The 16,421-nt window shown below is 62.6% G+C and carries 20 protein-coding genes; 18 read left to right on the top strand and 2 right to left on the bottom strand.

Annotation, left to right across the window (positions count from 1 at the left end; genetic code table 11):
- Positions 1–3: 3 nt before the first annotated feature.
- Both ACI2KG_RS21095 and ACI2KG_RS21100 read left to right on the top strand, forming a co-directional pair.
- A complete protein-coding gene (locus ACI2KG_RS21095) occupies positions 4–678 on the top strand; it encodes an HAD family hydrolase (RefSeq protein WP_400620838.1) in 675 nt (224 codons plus the stop codon).
- Positions 679–684: 6 nt separating this feature from the next.
- On the top strand, positions 685–1,674 hold the full coding sequence (locus tag ACI2KG_RS21100; RefSeq protein WP_404663155.1) for a S49 family peptidase: 990 nt from the start codon (positions 685–687) through the stop codon (positions 1,672–1,674).
- Positions 1,675–1,798: 124 nt separating this feature from the next.
- Here ACI2KG_RS21100 and ACI2KG_RS21105 read toward each other — a convergent pair whose 3' ends face one another.
- Positions 1,799–2,377, bottom strand: coding sequence for a Maf family protein (locus ACI2KG_RS21105; RefSeq protein WP_404663156.1), 579 nt, complete (start codon positions 2,375–2,377; stop codon positions 1,799–1,801).
- A 96-nt stretch (positions 2,378–2,473) separates the two neighbouring features.
- On the opposite strand from ACI2KG_RS21105, the gene ACI2KG_RS21110 reads away from it, so the two are divergent.
- From ACI2KG_RS21110 to ACI2KG_RS21170, 13 genes are all read left to right on the top strand, one after another.
- Complete coding sequence (locus tag ACI2KG_RS21110) at positions 2,474–3,001, top strand: YceD family protein (protein ID WP_012271159.1); 528 nt, start codon at positions 2,474–2,476, stop codon at positions 2,999–3,001.
- Between the two features lie 13 nt (positions 3,002–3,014).
- The gene (gene rpmF, locus ACI2KG_RS21115; protein WP_003247154.1) at positions 3,015–3,197 is read left to right on the top strand and encodes a 50S ribosomal protein L32; all 183 of its coding nucleotides are present in this window, start codon (positions 3,015–3,017) and stop codon (positions 3,195–3,197) included.
- Between the two features lie 3 nt (positions 3,198–3,200).
- Entirely contained in the window at positions 3,201–4,211 is a 1,011-nt protein-coding gene (gene plsX / locus ACI2KG_RS21120; RefSeq protein ID WP_404663157.1) for a phosphate acyltransferase PlsX, read from the top strand.
- Positions 4,212–4,487: 276 nt separating this feature from the next.
- Positions 4,488–5,426: an ACP S-malonyltransferase gene (gene fabD / locus ACI2KG_RS21125; RefSeq protein WP_404663158.1), complete on the top strand. Its 939-nt coding sequence runs from the start codon at positions 4,488–4,490 to the stop codon at positions 5,424–5,426.
- Positions 5,427–5,441: 15 nt separating this feature from the next.
- Positions 5,442–6,182, top strand: a complete 741-nt coding sequence (fabG, locus tag ACI2KG_RS21130; RefSeq protein ID WP_003247160.1) for a 3-oxoacyl-ACP reductase FabG — start codon at positions 5,442–5,444, stop codon at positions 6,180–6,182.
- Between the two features lie 203 nt (positions 6,183–6,385).
- Positions 6,386–6,622 carry an acyl carrier protein gene (gene acpP / locus ACI2KG_RS21135; protein ID WP_400617769.1) on the top strand — a complete coding sequence of 79 codons (237 nt, stop codon included), beginning with the start codon at positions 6,386–6,388 and terminating at the stop codon, positions 6,620–6,622.
- A gap of 187 nt (positions 6,623–6,809) precedes the next feature.
- Positions 6,810–8,054 (top strand): beta-ketoacyl-ACP synthase II, encoded by a 1,245-nt coding sequence (gene fabF, locus ACI2KG_RS21140; RefSeq protein WP_400617767.1) that lies wholly within the window; start codon positions 6,810–6,812, stop codon positions 8,052–8,054.
- Positions 8,054–8,869, top strand: a complete 816-nt coding sequence (pabC, locus tag ACI2KG_RS21145; RefSeq protein ID WP_404663159.1) for an aminodeoxychorismate lyase — start codon at positions 8,054–8,056, stop codon at positions 8,867–8,869. The genes fabF and pabC overlap by 1 nt, the downstream gene beginning before the upstream one ends.
- 4 nt (positions 8,870–8,873) lie before the next feature.
- Entirely contained in the window at positions 8,874–10,091 is a 1,218-nt protein-coding gene (mltG, locus tag ACI2KG_RS21150; RefSeq protein ID WP_404663160.1) for an endolytic transglycosylase MltG, read from the top strand.
- 9 nt (positions 10,092–10,100) lie between these two features.
- A complete protein-coding gene (gene tmk / locus ACI2KG_RS21155; RefSeq protein ID WP_400617761.1) occupies positions 10,101–10,733 on the top strand; it encodes a dTMP kinase in 633 nt (210 codons plus the stop codon).
- The gene (locus ACI2KG_RS21160; protein WP_404663161.1) at positions 10,726–11,712 is read left to right on the top strand and encodes a DNA polymerase III subunit delta'; all 987 of its coding nucleotides are present in this window, start codon (positions 10,726–10,728) and stop codon (positions 11,710–11,712) included. Before tmk ends, ACI2KG_RS21160 begins: the two co-directional genes overlap by 8 nt.
- Positions 11,713–11,742: 30 nt before the next feature.
- Positions 11,743–12,525 carry a TatD family hydrolase gene (locus tag ACI2KG_RS21165; protein WP_404663162.1) on the top strand — a complete coding sequence of 261 codons (783 nt, stop codon included), beginning with the start codon at positions 11,743–11,745 and terminating at the stop codon, positions 12,523–12,525.
- A 765-nt stretch (positions 12,526–13,290) separates the two neighbouring features.
- Complete coding sequence (locus ACI2KG_RS21170) at positions 13,291–13,926, top strand: TetR/AcrR family transcriptional regulator (protein WP_003247170.1); 636 nt, start codon at positions 13,291–13,293, stop codon at positions 13,924–13,926.
- A 34-nt stretch (positions 13,927–13,960) separates the two neighbouring features.
- On the opposite strand, the gene ACI2KG_RS21175 is transcribed toward ACI2KG_RS21170, so the two are convergent.
- Positions 13,961–14,113, bottom strand: coding sequence for a hypothetical protein (locus tag ACI2KG_RS21175; protein ID WP_404663163.1), 153 nt, complete (start codon positions 14,111–14,113; stop codon positions 13,961–13,963).
- On the opposite strand from ACI2KG_RS21175, the gene ACI2KG_RS21180 reads away from it, so the two are divergent.
- From ACI2KG_RS21180 to ACI2KG_RS21190, 3 genes are all read left to right on the top strand, one after another.
- Complete coding sequence (locus ACI2KG_RS21180) at positions 14,112–15,080, top strand: GTP 3',8-cyclase MoaA (RefSeq protein WP_404663164.1); 969 nt, start codon at positions 14,112–14,114, stop codon at positions 15,078–15,080. The genes ACI2KG_RS21175 and ACI2KG_RS21180 overlap by 2 nt on opposite strands.
- Before the next feature lie 66 nt (positions 15,081–15,146).
- The gene (locus tag ACI2KG_RS21185; protein ID WP_400617751.1) at positions 15,147–15,752 is read left to right on the top strand and encodes a DUF4823 domain-containing protein; all 606 of its coding nucleotides are present in this window, start codon (positions 15,147–15,149) and stop codon (positions 15,750–15,752) included.
- 10 nt (positions 15,753–15,762) lie between these two features.
- Positions 15,763–16,323, top strand: coding sequence for a DUF1285 domain-containing protein (locus ACI2KG_RS21190; protein WP_404663165.1), 561 nt, complete (start codon positions 15,763–15,765; stop codon positions 16,321–16,323).
- Positions 16,324–16,421: the final 98 nt, after the last annotated feature.

The following is a 16,421-nucleotide window of genomic DNA, read 5'->3' on the forward strand; positions in this document are numbered from 1 at the left end:
CCTATGAAGAAAGACTACGAGCTGCTGATCTTTGACTGGGACGGCACCCTGGCCGATTCCATCGGGCGAATTGTCGAAGCCATGAACGCCGCCGCCGAGCGCGCCGGCGAGGCGCAAAGCAGCGACGATGCGGTCAAGGGCATCATCGGCCTGGCCCTGGGCGAGGCAATCCACACCCTGTACCCGCACCTGGCGCCTGCCCAGGTCGAAAGCTTCCGGCAGCACTACGCCGATATCTACATGGCACTGGATCAGCAGCCTTCGCCGCTGTTCGAAGGCGTGACCGAGTCGCTGGATGCCTTCCGCGCCGAGGGTTACAGGCTGGCGGTGGCCACCGGCAAGGCCCGTCGCGGGCTGGACCGGGTGCTCAAGGCCAATGGCTGGGAGCAGTTCTTCGACATTACCCGCGCCGCCGACGAGACCCGTGGCAAGCCACACCCGCTGATGCTCGAGGAAATCCTCGGCCATTGCGGCGTCGAACCGGCGCGTGCGCTGATGGTCGGAGATTCGGCATTCGACCTGCAGATGGCCAGTAATGCCGGCATGCATTCGGTGGCGGTGGGCTATGGTGCCATGTCGCTGCAAGCGCTGGCCGAGTTTGGTCCGCAGGTGTGCATCGATCATTTTTCCCAGCTGCGCGAGTGGCTGGGTGGTTCCGCAATTCCACTTCCAAGGTAGGTAAGCATGGCAGACGAATGGAAAGCCCCCGAGGCCGAGCCCGAGGAGCGCGAAGAGCGCAAAAGCTGGAAGCTGCTGGAAAAGACCTTGCTGGCCAGTGTGCAGGAGCAGCGCCGGTCGCGGCGCTGGGGCATCTTCTTCAAGTTGCTGACCTTCGTCTACCTGTTCGGCATCCTGGCTTTGTTCTCGCCACTGATGGACATGGACAAGGCAGCCTCGCGCAGTGCCAGTCACACCGCGCTGGTCGAGGTGCGCGGGGTGATTGCCGACCAGGAGGCCGCCAGTGCCGACAACATCGTCAAGAGCCTGCGCGACGCGTTCAAGGACGGCAAGACAAAGGCTGTGGTAATGCGCATCAACAGTCCGGGCGGTAGCCCGGTGCAGGCGGGCTATGTGTATGACGAAATTCGTCGCCTGCGTGCCGAGTACCCGGCCATCAAGCTGTACGCGGTAATCGCTGATCTGGGTGCTTCCGGGGCTTATTACATCGCCAGTGCGGCGGATGAGATCTATGCCGACAAGGCCAGCCTGGTGGGCTCGATTGGTGTGACGGCGGCCGGTTACGGCTTTGTCGGCACCATGGAGAAGTTGGGTGTTGAGCGGCGTTCGTATACGTCGGGCGAGCACAAGGCCTTCCTCGACCCGTTCTCGCCGGAAAAGCCGGAAGAAACCCGGTTTTGGCAGGGTGTGCTGGACACTACCCACAACCAGTTCATCGCCATGGTCAAGCAGGGGCGCGGCGAGCGCCTGAAGGACAAAGAGCACCCGGAGCTGTTCAGTGGTCTGGTGTGGTCGGGCGAACAGGCCAAGGCGTTGGGGCTTGTGGATGGCCTGGGCAGTGCCAGCTACGTGGCGCGTGAGGTTGTGGGCGAGAAAGAGCTGGTGGACTTCACTGTGCAGGAGTCGCCGTTTGATCGCTTCTCCAAGCGCGTGGGGGCCAGCGTGGCTGAGCACCTGGCGATGTGGATGGGGTTCCAGGGGCCGCAGTTGCGCTGATTGCCTGTTCTGGCCCTATCGCCGGCAAGCCAGCTCCCACATTGACCGCGCCGACTTCAAGGCCTGTGCAATACCTGTGGGAGCTGGCTTGCCGGCGATGGGCCGCACAGCGGCCCCAATAATCTCAGGGGATAACCACCCCTTCCTTGGTCAGCATATCCACCAGCCGAATCAACGGCAGCCCGATCAGGCTGGTTGCATCGCACCCATGGGTGCTCTGAAACAAACTCACCCCCAACCCCTCCGCCTTGAAGCTGCCCGCGCAATCCAGCGGCTGCTCCGCCGCCACATAGCGCTCCACCCGTTCCCGGCTCAGCTCTCGCAGGGTCACCGTAAACGGCACGCAGTCCACCTGGCATTGCCCGGTGGCGCTATTCAGCACCGCCAGCCCGGTCAGGAAGCTCACCTGCTGCCCGCTGCATTCCAGCAACTGCTCGCAGGCCCGTTCGAACGTATGCGGCTTGCCCAGCACCTGTTCACCCAGCACCGCCACCTGGTCCGAACCGATGATCAGGTGCCCGGGGTGGCTGCCCGCCAGTGCCTCGGCCTTTTGCCTGGCCAGCCGGCGCACCAGCTCTACGGCCGGCTCGTCAGTCAGGCGCTGCTCGTCTATATCGGGGCTTGCCCAGGTAAAAGGCAGGCGCAGGCGAGCGAGCAGTTCGCGGCGATAGGTAGAGCTGGAAGCCAGTAGCAGAGGAAGCATGGTAGACTCCTGAATCAGTTGAATAAATTCTATCACGCACGATGCCGCCTAATTTCCTTTGACAGGGGCGGGGGGCATCCCTAGAATGCTGCGCCTATGTTGAATGACCCGATTCCACCTCACGTTGACCCGCGCAAATTAGCCGATCGTGGCGTAACCCTTAACGGTTCGCTGCAACTCGCTGATTTGGAAAGACTCTGCGACCCGCTTTCCGACAATGTCGGTACGGTGCAGGCGAAGTTCGATTTTGAACGAGATGAACAGCACGTGGTGGTTATCCACAGCGAGCTGGACGTCGAAGTCAAGATGGTTTGCCAGCGTTGTCTTGAGCTGGTCACCCTGCCGATCCACAGCGAATGTACTTACGCCGTGGTGAAGGAGGGTGCGAATACCCAGTCGTTGCCGAAAGGCTATGACGTGCTGGAACTGGGCGAAGATCCTTTGGATCTGCAGGCGCTGGTCGAGGAGGAGCTTTTGCTCGCCTTGCCAATCGTGCCTGCTCATCATCCGGAAGAATGCCAGCAGCCGGCGGGCGCAGACGAGCCCGATTCGAGCAAGGACGAGGTATCGCGGTCCAACCCGTTCAGTGTTTTGGCGCAGTTAAAGCGTGACCCAAACGTTTAGGAGTTAATCAATTATGGCTGTTCAGCAGAACAAAAAATCCCGCTCTGCCCGTGACATGCGCCGTTCGCACGACGCCCTGTCGGAAAACGCGCTGTCGGTAGAGAAAACCACCGGTGAAGTTCACCTGCGCCACCACGTTTCGCCAGAAGGCGTATACCGTGGTCGCAAAGTGGTCGACAAGGGCGCTGACGAGTAATCCTTGTCCGCTCAGATCATCGCGATCGACGCAATGGGCGGGGACTTCGGTCCCCGCAGCATTGTTCAGGCTAGCATTGCCTGCCTTTCTGCTACCCCCTCGCTGCACCTGGCCCTCGTCGGTCAACCCTCCCTCCTTGAAGATCTTGTCAGTGGCCTTGCGGCTGCGGATCGCGCGCGCCTGCAGATTGTCGCTGCCAGTGAGGTGATCGGCATGGACGAGCGGCCCTCCCAGGCGTTGCGCGGCAAGCCGGACTCGTCGATGCGCATTGCCCTCGAGCTGGTGCGTGATGGCAAGGCCCAGGCCTGTGTCAGTGCCGGCAATACCGGGGCGCTGATGGCGCTGTCACGTTTCGTGCTCAAGACACTGCCGGGCATTGATCGGCCGGCCATGGTGGCGGCGATTCCGACCCAGGCCGGTTACTGCCAGCTGCTCGATCTGGGTGCCAATGTCGATTGCAGTGCGGAGAACCTTTACCAGTTTGCGGTGATGGGTTCGGTGGCCGCCCAGGCCTTGGGTGTGCATCGACCGCGCGTGGCGCTGTTGAACATTGGTACCGAGGACATCAAGGGCAACCAGCAGGTCAAGCTGGCGGCCAGCCTGTTGCAGAATGCCCGTGGGCTCAACTATGTAGGCTTTGTCGAGGGTGACGGGCTGTACCGTGGTGAGGCTGACGTGGTGGTGTGCGACGGCTTTGTTGGCAATATCCTGCTTAAGTCCAGTGAAGGCCTGGCGACCATGATTGCTGCGCGTATCGAGCAGTTATTCAAGGGCGGCCTGTTGTCGCGGGCTGCCGGGGCGGTGGCCATGCCATTGCTTAAGCGTCTGCAGGCCGACCTGGCGCCGGCGCGGCACAATGGGGCGAGCTTTCTGGGGTTGCAGGGCATCGTCATCAAGAGCCATGGTTCGGCGGGGGTGCAGGGGTTCCAGAGTGCCATTCAGCGGGCGTTGATCGAGATTCAGGAGAATCTGCCGCAGCGGTTGCATGGGCGCTTGGAGGACCTTCTGCTTTAGCTTGTACCGGCCTCTTCGCGGGTAAACCCGCTCCTACATGGATGGTGCAGTCCTGTCACAGGAATTGTGCAAGATTCAAGGTCGGTACGGTCGTTGTAGGAGCGGGTTCACCCGCGAAAGGGCCGTCACTGAAGGAACAAAGACCTTAGGCATATCGCCAATGAAGTGCTTAAATGTGACCGCTTGGTCTGCGTCTTCATCCAAGCTTTCAGATTCCGCGCCCGGCCCAAGGCCTGGCGCACCCTATCCGACGACAAGATCATAAGGGCTTGTTCAATGTCTGCATCTCTCGCATTCGTCTTTCCCGGTCAAGGTTCCCAGTCGCTGGGCATGCTCGCCGAGCTCGGCGCCGAGAAGCCAGTGATCATCGAGACCTTCAAGGAAGCCTCCGCAGCGCTCGGCTACGACCTGTGGAAGCTGGTTCAGGAAGGCCCGGAAGAGCAACTTAACCAGACCGACAAGACCCAGCCGGCCATCCTCACTGCGTCCATCGCGCTGTGGCGCCTGTGGCTGGAGGAGGGCGGCGCACAGCCGGCCTTCGTTTCCGGTCACAGCCTGGGCGAATACAGCGCCCTGGTCGCTGCTGGCAGCATCAGCTTGAAAGACGCCGTTCGCCTGGTCGAGCGCCGCGGTCAGCTGATGCAGGAAGCAGTACCGGCCGGTCACGGCGCCATGGCCGCCATTCTCGGCCTGGACGACGCAGTGGTCGTGGAAGTCTGCGCCGAAGCGGCTGAAGATGAAGTGGTCAGTGCCGTCAACTTCAACTCGCCAGGCCAGGTGGTCATTGCCGGCAACAAGGCTGCGGTAGATCGCGCCATGGAACTGTGCAAGGCCAAGGGCGCCAAGCGCGCCCTGCCACTGGCGGTCAGCGTGCCTTCGCATTGCGCCCTGATGAAGCCGGCTGCCGAGCGCTTTGCCGAGGCGGTCAACGCCATCGAGTGGAAGGCCCCGCAGATCCCGTTGGTGCAGAACGTCACCGCCGCCGTTGCTGCCGACCTCGATGCCCTCAAGCACGACCTGCTGGCGCAGCTGTACCAGCCGGTGCGCTGGGTCGAGTGTGTGCAGACCCTGGCTGCCAATGGTGCGGTCAACCTGGTCGAGTGCGGCCCGGGCAAGGTCCTGGCTGGCCTGAACAAGCGTTGCGCCGAGGGCGTGACCACCTACAACCTCAATACCCCTGACGCCGTTGCCGCCACCCGCGCGGCACTGGCCTGATTTGGAGAAGCTTGCATGAGCCTGCAAGGTAAAGTTGCACTGGTCACCGGCGCTAGCCGTGGCATTGGCCAGGCCATTGCCCTCGAGCTGGGCCGCCAGGGCGCGACCGTGATCGGCACCGCCACTTCGGCGTCCGGCGCCGAGCGCATCGCCGCCACCCTGAAAGAACACGGCATCACCGGCACCGGCATGGAGCTGAATGTGACCAGTGCCGAATCGGTTGAAGCTGTACTGGCCGCCATTGGCGAGCAGTTCGGCGCCCCGGCCATTCTGGTCAACAACGCTGGCATCACCCGTGACAACCTCATGCTGCGCATGAAAGACGACGAGTGGTTCGACGTCATCGACACCAACCTGAACAGCCTCTACCGTCTGTCCAAGGGCGTGCTGCGTGGCATGACCAAGGCCCGTTGGGGTCGTATCATCAGCATCGGCTCGGTCGTCGGTGCCATGGGTAACGCTGGCCAGGCCAACTATGCGGCTGCCAAGGCCGGCCTGGAAGGCTTCAGCCGCGCGCTGGCGCGTGAAGTGGGCTCGCGTGGCATCACCGTCAACTCGGTGACCCCGGGCTTCATCGACACCGACATGACCCGCGAGCTGCCAGAGGCGCAGCGCGAAGCCCTGCAGACCCAGATTCCGCTGGGCCGCCTGGGCCAGGCCGACGAAATCGCCAAGGTGGTTTCGTTCCTGGCTTCCGACGGTGCAGCCTACGTGACCGGCGCCACCGTGCCGGTCAACGGCGGGATGTACATGTAACACTGCAACTCAATGTGACGGATTTCGTAAAAAAAGAGTCATACTGCGAGCCTAAAATCCGTTATAAAGCTGCAACCAGATTCCAGGCAGGGGGTGCGGTGACTAGCCTGAAGGTGCGTTTCGCTTGAAAAGCGAACGTCTTTCTATAAAATTAGCCACCGGCCAGCTGCCTGACATATATCCATTAGGAGTGAAAACTAGGTATGAGCACCATCGAAGAACGCGTCAAGAAAATCGTCGCCGAGCAACTGGGCGTCAAGGAAGAAGAAGTGACTAATTCCAAGTCCTTCGTCGATGACCTGGGTGCCGATTCGCTTGACACCGTTGAACTGGTGATGGCTCTGGAAGAGGAATTCGAGACCGAAATCCCTGACGAAGAAGCCGAAAAGATCACTACCGTTCAAGCTGCCATCGACTACGTCCAAGCTCACCAGGGCTAAGACGCTCCAGTCGACGCTACTTGTCGGGGAAAACCGCACTGCCTTCGCCGGCGTGCGGTTTTTTCTTTGCGAGCGCCCCGCATTTTCCAGGCCGCTTCGTTCACCGCGCACCAAGAGCCTGTTGCCATTCCATTCCAGCGCTTGAATGCAATGGCAAGAGACTCTGTTATTAGAAAAGGAGAGTACTGTGTCGCGTAGACGCGTCGTGGTCACCGGTATGGGTATGCTGTCGCCACTGGGTACCGATGTACCGAGCACCTGGCAGGGCATTCTGGCTGGCCGCAGTGGCATTGGTCCGATCGAACACACGGACCTGTCTGCCTACTCCACCCGTTTTGGCGGCTCGGTGAAAGGCTTCGAGGTTGAGCAGTACCTGTCGGCCAAAGAGGCCCGCAAACTCGACCTGTTCATCCAGTACGGCCTGGCGGCCGGTTTCCAGGCGGTGCGTAATGCCGGCCTGGAGGTCACCGACGCCAACCGCGAGCGGGTTGGCGTGGCCATGGGCTCGGGTATCGGCGGTTTGACCAACATCGAAGAAACCAGCCGTACCCTGCACGACTCGGGGCCGCGCCGTATTTCGCCGTTCTTCGTGCCGGGCTCGATCATCAACATGATCTCGGGCTTCCTGTCGATTCACCTGGGCCTGCAGGGGCCGAACTACGCCATCGCCACCGCCTGCACCACCGGCACCCATTGCATCGGCATGGCCGCGCGCAATATTGCCTACGGTGAGGCTGACGTGATGATCGCCGGCGGTGCCGAAATGGCCGCTTGCGGCCTGGGCATGGGCGGTTTCGGTGCCTCGCGCGCGCTGTCGACCCGCAACGATGAGCCAGCCCGTGCCAGCCGTCCCTGGGACAAAGGCCGTGACGGCTTCGTGCTGTCCGATGGCGCCGGTGCCCTGGTGCTCGAAGAGCTGGAACACGCCAAGGCCCGTGGTGCGACCATCTATGCCGAGCTGGTTGGCTTTGGCATGAGCGGTGACGCCTACCACATGACCTCGCCACCCGAGACCGGCGAAGGCGCTGCCCGCTGCATGGCCAACGCCCTGCGCGATGCTGGCATCCAGCCAGAAGAGGTCAGCTACATCAACGCCCACGGCACCTCGACCCCTGCGGGCGACGTGGCCGAAGTGGCGGCGATCAAGCGTGTGTTCGGCGAGCATGCCTACAAGCTGGCCGTCAGCTCGACCAAGTCGATGACCGGCCACCTGCTGGGTGCCGCAGGCGCGGTGGAAGCGATCTTCAGCGTGCTGGCCATCAACAGCCAGATGGCGCCGCCGACCATTAACCTGGATGAGCCGGACGAAGGTTGCGACCTCGACTTTGTGCCGCACCAGGCGCGCAGCATGCCGATCGACGTGGTGTTGTCCAACTCGTTCGGCTTTGGCGGCACCAACGGCTCGCTGGTGTTCCGCCGGTTCGCCGGTTGATGCACAGCTGGGTCGATGGCCAGCCGGCGACTGCAGTCAACCTGCAGAACCGCGGCCTGGCCTACGGCGATGGCCTGTTCGAGACCATTGCCGTGCGCGGCGGCCGCCCCCGCTTGCTGGACGGTCACTTCGCACGCCTGGCGCTGGGCTGCCAGCGCCTGGCAATCAGCGCCGACCTGGCGCTGGTGCAGGACGAGCTGCTGCGCTTTGCCAGCCAGCTCGGTGATGGCGTGGCCAAACTCATCCTTACCCGTGGCGATAGCCAGCGCGGCTATGCGCCGGTTGCCGGTGTCGCGCCGCGGCGTATCCTGCAAGGCAGCCCATTTCCCAGCTATCCTGTCGAGCATGCCGAGCACGGCGTGCGCTTGTTCCCTTGCCAGACCCGGCTTGGGGAACAACCGTTGCTGGCCGGGCTCAAACACCTCAACCGCCTGGAGCAGGTGCTGGCCCGCGCCGAATGGCAGGACAGCGAACATGCCGAAGGCCTGATGCGTGACGGGCAGGGCAGGGTGATCGAAGGGGTGTACAGCAATCTGTTCCTGGTGCGCGATGGTGCACTGCTTACCGCCGACCTCAGCCGCTGCGGCGTGGCCGGCGTAATGCGTGGCGCGTTGCTGGAACAGGCGGCGCTGTCGGGCATTGCGGCGCAGGTCTGCGACCTCTCGTACAGCGCGCTGGAGCAGGCCGAGGAAGTATTTGTTTGCAATAGCGTCTACGGTGTCTGGCCCGTGCGTGGCGTAGCCGCGCTAAACTGGTCGCCGGGCCCGCTTACCCGAAAACTGCAGGCCGTTGCCCGTACGTTACTGGAAACCTGAATTCGTGAGACGTAAATTCCTGCTGCTGCTGGAAATGGGTCTGATCATCGCTGGCCTGGCCTTGGGTTGGTCGGCCTGGAAGATCAACTCGGTCCTGGAGCAGCCTTTGCACGTGACGCAGGAGCGCCTGCTCGACGTGCCCAATGGCACCACCCCCAACCGCATGTTCTACCGCATGCAAACGGAAGGGCTGCTCGACGACGCTGTCTGGTTGCGCTTGTACTGGCGCTTCAACATGGCCGGCACGCCCCTGCATACCGGTGAATATCGCCTTACCCCTGGCATGACCGTCGAGCAGCTGTTCGATGCCTGGCGCCGCGGCGACGTGGTGCAATACAACCTGACCCTGGTCGAGGGTTGGACCTTCCGCCAGGTGCGCTCGGCCGTGGCCAAGCATGAAAAGCTCAAGCACACCCTGGAAGGCCTGTCGGACGCCGAGGTCATGGACAAGCTCGGCCATACCGGCGTGTTCCCCGAGGGCCGCTTCTTCCCGGACACCTACCGCTTCGTGCGCGGCATGAGCGACGTCGAGTTGCTGCAGCAGGCCTACATGCGCCTGGACGAAGTGCTGGCCAAGGAATGGGCGGAGCGCGCCACCGACCTGCCGTACCGCGACCCGTACCAGGCGCTGATCATGGCGTCGCTGGTAGAAAAGGAAACCGGTATTGCGCAAGAGCGTGGGCAGATTGCGGGCGTGTTCGTGCGGCGCCTGCGCCTGGGCATGATGCTGCAGACCGACCCGACGGTCATCTACGGTATGGGGGAACGCTACAACGGCAAGATCACCCGCGCCGACCTGCGCGAGCCTACGCCGTACAACACCTACACCATCACCGGCCTGCCGCCGACGCCGATCGCCACGGTCGGCCGCGAGGCGATCCACGCAGCGTTGAACCCGTCCGAGGGTACCAGCCTGTACTTCGTCGCCCGTGGCGATGGCAGCCATGTGTTCTCCGACGATCTTGATGACCACAATTCGGCAGTGCGTGAGTTCCAGCTCAAGCGCCGGGCTGGCTACCGTTCCAGCCCCGCACCGCAGCAACAGGCTCAGCCGGATGCCGATGACAGCGGTCAGCCGCCCAGCGACGACGCGCAGCAACAACAGTCGCCCGCTGAGGAAGAGCCGGCCCCGCAGCCAGCCCCTGCCGAGCCGCCCGCCCAGGGCGCCCCTGCCGGTGGTGCGCAAGCGGCCGAGCGGCCGACGCCTGACGAACAACATTAAGGACTGCCTGTGAGCGGCTTGTTTATTACTTTGGAAGGCCCCGAAGGCGCGGGCAAAAGCACCAACCGTGACTACCTGGCGGCGCGCTTGCGCGAGCACGGCCTGGACGTGGTGCTGACCCGAGAGCCCGGTGGTACTCCGCTGGCCGAAAAGGTGCGTGAGCTGCTGCTGGCGCCCAGCGACGAAAGCATGGCGGCCGACACCGAACTGCTGCTGGTGTTCGCCGCGCGCGCCCAGCACCTGTCGCAGGTGATCCGCCCGGCACTGGCCCGTGGCGCGGTTGTCTTGTGCGACCGTTTTACCGATGCCACGTATGCCTACCAGGGCGGTGGTCGCGGCCTGTCGGTCGAGCGTATCGCCACCCTGGAGCAGTTTGTCCAAGGCGACCTGCGCCCGGACCTGACCCTGGTCTTCGACCTGCCGGTCGAAGTGGGCCTGGCCCGCGCTGCTGCGCGTGGCCGCCTGGACCGTTTCGAGCAGGAAGGCCAGGCGTTCTTTGAAGCTGTGCGCCAAGCTTACCTGCAGCGTGCCCAACGCGAACCGCAGCGCTACAGCCTGCTTGATGCTGCGCAATCCCTGGAGGCTGTGCAGCGTGCCATCGACGCCCTGTTACCGGCCATCGTGGAGCGTTGCCGTGGCTGAGGCCTACCCCTGGCAGCAGGCGCTCTGGCAGCAATTGGCCGGGCGTAGCCAGCATGCCCATGCCTACCTGCTGCACGGGCCGCAGGGCATCGGCAAGCGGGCCATAGCCGAGCGGCTGATGGCCCGCCTGTTGTGCCAACAGCCCCCAGGCCTGGACGCTTGCGGCACGTGTAAGTCGTGCCTGTTGCTGAAGGCCGGCAGCCACCCGGACAATTTCGTCCTCGAGCCCGAAGAAGCCGAAAAGCCAATCAAGGTAGACCAGGTGCGTGAGCTGGTGGCTTTCGTGGTGCAGACGGCACAGTTGGGCGGGCGTAAGGTGGTGTTGATCGAGCCGGTGGAGGCGATGAACGTCAACGCTTCCAACGCACTGCTTAAAAGCCTTGAAGAGCCTTCTGGCGATACCGTGCTGCTGCTGGTCACGCACCAGCCCAGCCGCTTGTTGCCGACCATCAAAAGCCGCTGCCAGCAAGTGGCCTGCCCGCAGCCGAGCCTGACCCAGAGCCAGGCCTGGCTGGCGGATGCGCTGCCCGACAGCGACGAGGCCGAGCGCGACGAACTGCTGACCCTGGCCGCCGGTTCGCCGCTGATGGCGGTCAGCCTGCAGGCGCAGGGTGTACGCGAGCAGCGTGCGCTGGTGACTGACGGGGTGAAGAAGTTACTCAAGCAACAGCAATCGCCCAGCCAACTGGCCGATGCCTGGAAGGCTGTACCGATGTTGAGGGTATTCGACTGGTTCTGCGATTGGGCGCACCTCATTCTGCGCTACCAGTTGACCCAGGACGAGGAGGGGTTAGGCTTGGCCGATATGCGCAAGGTGGTGCAATACCTGGCGCAGAAGAGCCGTCAGGCCAAGGTATTGGAGGTGCAGGCGTGGATCCTCGAACAACGCCAGAAGGTGCTGGGCAAGGCCAACCTTAATCAAACCCTGTTGCTAGAATCGCTGCTGGCCCACTGGCTGCAACTGCCGGGCGCCCGCTGATTTCCCATTTTCCATGTGTGCCGTTATCCCATGCTCGTAGATTCCCATTGCCACCTTGACCGTCTTGACCTCAGTGCCCATCAGGGCTCGCTCGATGCTGCGCTGCAGGCGGCGCGTGATCGTGGGGTGGGGCATTTCCTGTGCATTGGCGTCAGTGCCGAAAACGCCGGTGCGGTCAAGGCGTTGAGCGAGCAGTACGCGGATGTCGACTGTTCGGTGGGTGTGCACCCGCTGGACCTGGCGCCGGGCGAAACACCGGCGCTGGAATGGCTGCTGCGCGAACTGGCCCATCCCCATGTGGTGGCGATTGGCGAAACCGGGCTGGATTACCACTACGAGCCTGAAGCCGCCGAATTGCAGCAGGCCTCGTTCCGCCTGCACCTGGAGGCTTCGCGGCAGACCGGCAAGCCAGTGATCGTACACACCCGGGCGGCGCGCGCCGATACCCTGGCGTTGTTGCGCGAGGTCAATCTGCCGCAGGCGGGTGTGCTGCACTGCTTTACCGAAGACTGGGACATGGCCAAGGCGGCGCTGGACCTGGGCTATTACATATCGCTGTCTGGCATCGTTACCTTCCGCAATGCCGATGCCCTGCGGGAAGTGGCGCGGCAAGTGCCGGTCGACCGCTTGCTGGTAGAGACCGATTCGCCGTACCTGGCGCCGATTCCGTACCGCGGCAAGCCTAACTTGCCGCAGTATGTGCGGGAGGTGGCGGAATATGTGGCTTCGCTGCGCGGGGCCAGTTATGAGCAGTTGGCGGAGCAGACTACGGCGAACTTCAAGCGGTTGTTCCCGTTGGCGCGGGTGGCCTGATTCGCCGGGGTTAAAGAATGTGTGAGGGCCGCCAGGTGCCTGCCACAACCCTTGCAGCGCCTGTGAGATCGAGCGCCGCCCGCGCGGCGCTTCGCGGGACAAGCCCGCTCCCACTGTCTATTTCGGGCCAGTTATTCCTGTGGGGGCACCTCTGTCCGCCTTGTTTGTTCCCTTCGATATCAGCTGTGCCGCTGCTTTTTTTCGATTTCCTGTCATGCACCAAGGGTGCGCGCACCTCTGGCACAGGAATAATTGGCCCGAAACAGATGTGGGAGCGGGCTTGCCCCGCGAAGCGCCGCGCGGGCGGCGCTCGATCTCATAAGCGCTGAGATTTTTGTGGCTGACACTTGGCAGCTTTCATATCTTTCTCCAGCCAGACCCCTCGTGGCCCTCACACCATCCCCCAAAAAAAACCACCCCAGCGCAAATCCCCCCCTTAAACACACAAAAAAAACCCGGGTTCTGGGGGAGGAATCCGGGTTAAGACCATTAGGAGTAAAACAAAGGTACGCGGTCCCTGAGCACCTTTATCGGCGCGCCACTTGGGGGGATGCGCCGCGCCAACACTTCAAGTATTGGCCAGGTTTGGCGCAGTGCCAGTGCATGTTGGTCGTTTTTTAAACAGATTTGGAATACGACAGCGTTTCATTCCTCCCGCAACGCATGGCCGTAAGCATCGTGAAACACAGACATGCGTGGATGATCCGTGCAATTTCCCGCAAGTTAGGCATAATAAACCGCTTCGATTGTCATCCAGTCCTTCCCATGCAGAAAGAACCTCGTAAGGTCCGTGAGTTTCGCCGTCGCGAACAGGAAATCCTCGATACCGCGCTCAAGCTGTTTCTCGAGCAGGGTGAAGACAGCGTCACCGTCGAGATGATCGCCGACGCCGTGGGCATCGGCAAAGGCACGATCTACAAGCACTTCAAGTCCAAGGCGGAAATCTACCTGCGCCTGATGCTCGACTACGAGCGCGACCTGAACGAGCTGTTGCACTCGGCCGACGTCGACCGCGACAAGGAAGCCCTGTCGCGCGCCTACTTCGAGTTCCGCATGCGCGACCCGCAACGCTACCGGCTGTTCGACCGCCTTGAAGAAAAGGTGGTCAAGGGCAACCAGGTACCGGAGATGGTCGAGCAACTGCACAGCATCCGTGCCTCCAACTTCGACCGCCTGACCCAGCTGATCAAGGGCCGTATCAGCGAAGGCAAACTCGAAGACGTGCCACCGTACTTCCACTACTGCGCCGCCTGGGCGCTGGTACACGGCGCCGTGGCGCTGTACCACTCGCCGTTCTGGAGCAATGTGCTGGAGGACCAGGAAGGCTTCTTCCAGTTCCTGATGGACATCGGCGTGCGTATGGGCAACAAGCGCAAACGCGACCCGGAACCGTCGAACTGACAACGGTCTTGCACAGGCCCTTGTAGGAGCGGCTTCAGCCGCGAACACCGGCGTAGCCGGTGCCATCCAGCGCCGTTTCCACAACAGCAATGCGGTACTGACACCGGTAATGTGTGCAGGGCTTGCAAAAACCTGATTTATGAGTCAGCTTTTGCCAGCCCCCATCATCCATGCCGGAGTCATCCATGATCGTCGATCGTCAAGGCAGGCGATTTCGTAACCTGCGTGTCAGCCTGACGGCTGCCTGCAATTACGCCTGCACCTACTGCGTACCCGACGGCAAGCGCCTGGTGGCAGCCCAGGATGAACTGTCGGCAGACGCCTTGGCCCGTGGCGTGGCCTACTTGATCGAAGCCGCCGGCATCGAGCGCCTGCGTATCACCGGTGGTGAACCACTGGTCACCCCGCGCCTGGATGCCTTTCTGGCCGCCGTGGCCAAACTCGACCTCGACGACATCTCGCTGACCACCAATGGCCAGCTGCTGACGCGCAAGTTGCCGCAACTGCAGGCGGCGGGTATTCGTCGGCTGAATGTTTCCCTCGATACCCTCGACCCGCAGGCTTTTCGCCAAATCGCCAGGGGCGGCGACCTGGCCAGTGTGCTGGACGGGATGGCGCAGGCCAGTGCGTTGGGCATGCAGGTCAAGGTGAACATGGTGCCGATGCGCGGGCAAAACCTCGACCAGGTGCTGCCGCTGCTGGATTACTGCCTTGAGCGCGGCTTCGAGTTGCGCTTCATCGAATTGATGCGCATGGGCCACCTGGCCCGTGACCGCAATGCCTTCCTGCAGCAGTTCGTCGGCCTCGACCCACTGTTGGCGCTGATCGGCAGCAAGCATGCCTACGCCCAGGTGGATGCGCCGCTGGATGCCACAGCCATGCGATACCACATCCCCGGCAAGGGCCACTTTGGCGTCATTGCCAACGAAAGCGTGCCGTTTTGCCGTACCTGCTCACGGCTGCGCCTGTCGTCCACGGGCTGGCTACATGGCTGCCTGTCGTCGAGCAACCGCCACTTCGTTGGCGACCTGCTGGAAAAGCCGCGTCATCAGGCGCTGCCGGCCTTGCAGCGGTTGCTGGTCAAGGCCTTGGCAGACAAGCAGGACCTGGCGTTTTCCGGTGGTGTGACGGTCATGAAAGTGATCGGCGGCTGAAGCTGGCGCAAAAGCTGCATCCGCCGGCTATTCGCCGGTTTTTCGTCGCCGGCCACTGGAGGAAAGATGCGTAGCCTGGTCTTGCTGCTGGCGCTGATGGCGCTGGGCGGCTGCATGAATGTCAGCGATATGGGCGAGGGTGTCCGCTATCACATGAGCGATGCGGGGCTGCTGGACCACAGCGAAACCCGCCGCACCCTGTCGATCCGACTGCAGCCGGACTCGTTCATCTTCATCGGTCAGGGCGCGTTCGTACCGCCGGGCAAGGGGCCAGTGCCGCGGCAGAACGCCGTGGCCGAGCAGGCCTTCAAGAGCTTTGTCGAGTACTTCCCGCTGGTACGCCGCGCCCAAGGCCCGTTGGGCCTGGAAGAGGCTGTTGCCCAGGCTCGCTCGGTGGGCGCCGACTACGTGCTGTACACCCGCTTCGCCCGCACCGACGACCGCATCGGCAACGGCGACGAGTGGTATGACGAACAGGCCGTCGACCGCCTGGGTTGGGACAGTGGGGTGGTGCAGATGATGCTGATCGAAACCAATACCCGCTACCTGATCGACACCGCGCGTATCAAGAGCCGTGGCGGTTTGTTGACGTTCCACGACAAAACCCCCGAGGATTTGCTTGGTGCGCCAATGCGCGAGTACGCTCGTAGCCTTCTGGGCATGAGTGAATGAGGCAAGCGTGATGAGCGACTCCGGCAAGGCCAATGACCTTCTGGCGCAGATCCCCAAGGCCAAGGGCCTGCCACCGGTGCATCTGTGGAACCCGGATTTTTGCGGCGACATCGACATGCGCATCGCCCGCGACGGTACCTGGTACTACCTGGGCACACCGATCGGGCGCAAGCCGATGGTGCGGCTGTTCTCTACCATCATTCGCCGCGATGGTGATGACTATTTCCTGATTACCCCGGTGGAGAAGGTCGGCATTCGTGTCGACGACGCGCCGTTCGTGGCGGTGACGCTGGAGGTGCAGGGGGAGGGCGAGCAGCAGATGCTGCGCTTTACCAGCAATGTCGAGGACCAGGTCGAGGCCGGGCCGGGCAACCCGCTGCGGGTGGTGATCCACCCGGTGACGCAGGAGCCATCGCCGTATGTGCTGATGCGCAGCAACCTTGAGGCACTGATACATCGCAATGTGTTCTATCAGTTGGTGGAGTTGGCGGTGCCGCGGGAGATCGACGGTGAGGAATGGCTTGGGGTGTGGAGTGGGGGCGAGTACTACCCGATTGGGCGTAGTAGCTGAAATCGGAACTGTCAGATTTTTTGTGTGCGGGCCGGTAACGGCCTGCCGCCAGGCAGGCCCTGATTTTCACCAGGTTGGCCTGATGAACCGATCTCCGT

It is taken from the genome of Pseudomonas sp. NPDC089407 (assembly GCF_044900445.1).
Taxonomy (GTDB): domain Bacteria; phylum Pseudomonadota; class Gammaproteobacteria; order Pseudomonadales; family Pseudomonadaceae; genus Aquipseudomonas.

What these genes read in the sequence shown, in the direction of transcription:
- ACI2KG_RS21095 (WP_400620838.1), top strand. Translation starts at nt 4, where the DNA reads ATGAAGAAAGACTACGAGCTGCTGATCTTTGACTGGGACGGCACCCTG.
- ACI2KG_RS21100 (WP_404663155.1), top strand. Translation starts at nt 685, where the DNA reads ATGGCAGACGAATGGAAAGCCCCCGAGGCCGAGCCCGAGGAGCGCGAA.
- ACI2KG_RS21105 (WP_404663156.1), bottom strand. Translation starts at nt 2,377, where the DNA reads ATGCTTCCTCTGCTACTGGCTTCCAGCTCTACCTATCGCCGCGAACTG.
- ACI2KG_RS21110 (WP_012271159.1), top strand. Translation starts at nt 2,474, where the DNA reads ATGTTGAATGACCCGATTCCACCTCACGTTGACCCGCGCAAATTAGCC.
- rpmF (WP_003247154.1), top strand. Translation starts at nt 3,015, where the DNA reads ATGGCTGTTCAGCAGAACAAAAAATCCCGCTCTGCCCGTGACATGCGC.
- fabD (WP_404663158.1), top strand. Translation starts at nt 4,488, where the DNA reads ATGTCTGCATCTCTCGCATTCGTCTTTCCCGGTCAAGGTTCCCAGTCG.
- fabG (WP_003247160.1), top strand. Translation starts at nt 5,442, where the DNA reads ATGAGCCTGCAAGGTAAAGTTGCACTGGTCACCGGCGCTAGCCGTGGC.
- acpP (WP_400617769.1), top strand. Translation starts at nt 6,386, where the DNA reads ATGAGCACCATCGAAGAACGCGTCAAGAAAATCGTCGCCGAGCAACTG.
- pabC (WP_404663159.1), top strand. Translation starts at nt 8,054, where the DNA reads ATGCACAGCTGGGTCGATGGCCAGCCGGCGACTGCAGTCAACCTGCAG.
- ACI2KG_RS21165 (WP_404663162.1), top strand. Translation starts at nt 11,743, where the DNA reads ATGCTCGTAGATTCCCATTGCCACCTTGACCGTCTTGACCTCAGTGCC.
- ACI2KG_RS21170 (WP_003247170.1), top strand. Translation starts at nt 13,291, where the DNA reads ATGCAGAAAGAACCTCGTAAGGTCCGTGAGTTTCGCCGTCGCGAACAG.
- ACI2KG_RS21180 (WP_404663164.1), top strand. Translation starts at nt 14,112, where the DNA reads ATGATCGTCGATCGTCAAGGCAGGCGATTTCGTAACCTGCGTGTCAGC.
- ACI2KG_RS21175 (WP_404663163.1), bottom strand. Translation starts at nt 14,113, where the DNA reads ATGGATGACTCCGGCATGGATGATGGGGGCTGGCAAAAGCTGACTCAT.
- ACI2KG_RS21185 (WP_400617751.1), top strand. Translation starts at nt 15,147, where the DNA reads ATGCGTAGCCTGGTCTTGCTGCTGGCGCTGATGGCGCTGGGCGGCTGC.
- ACI2KG_RS21190 (WP_404663165.1), top strand. Translation starts at nt 15,763, where the DNA reads ATGAGCGACTCCGGCAAGGCCAATGACCTTCTGGCGCAGATCCCCAAG.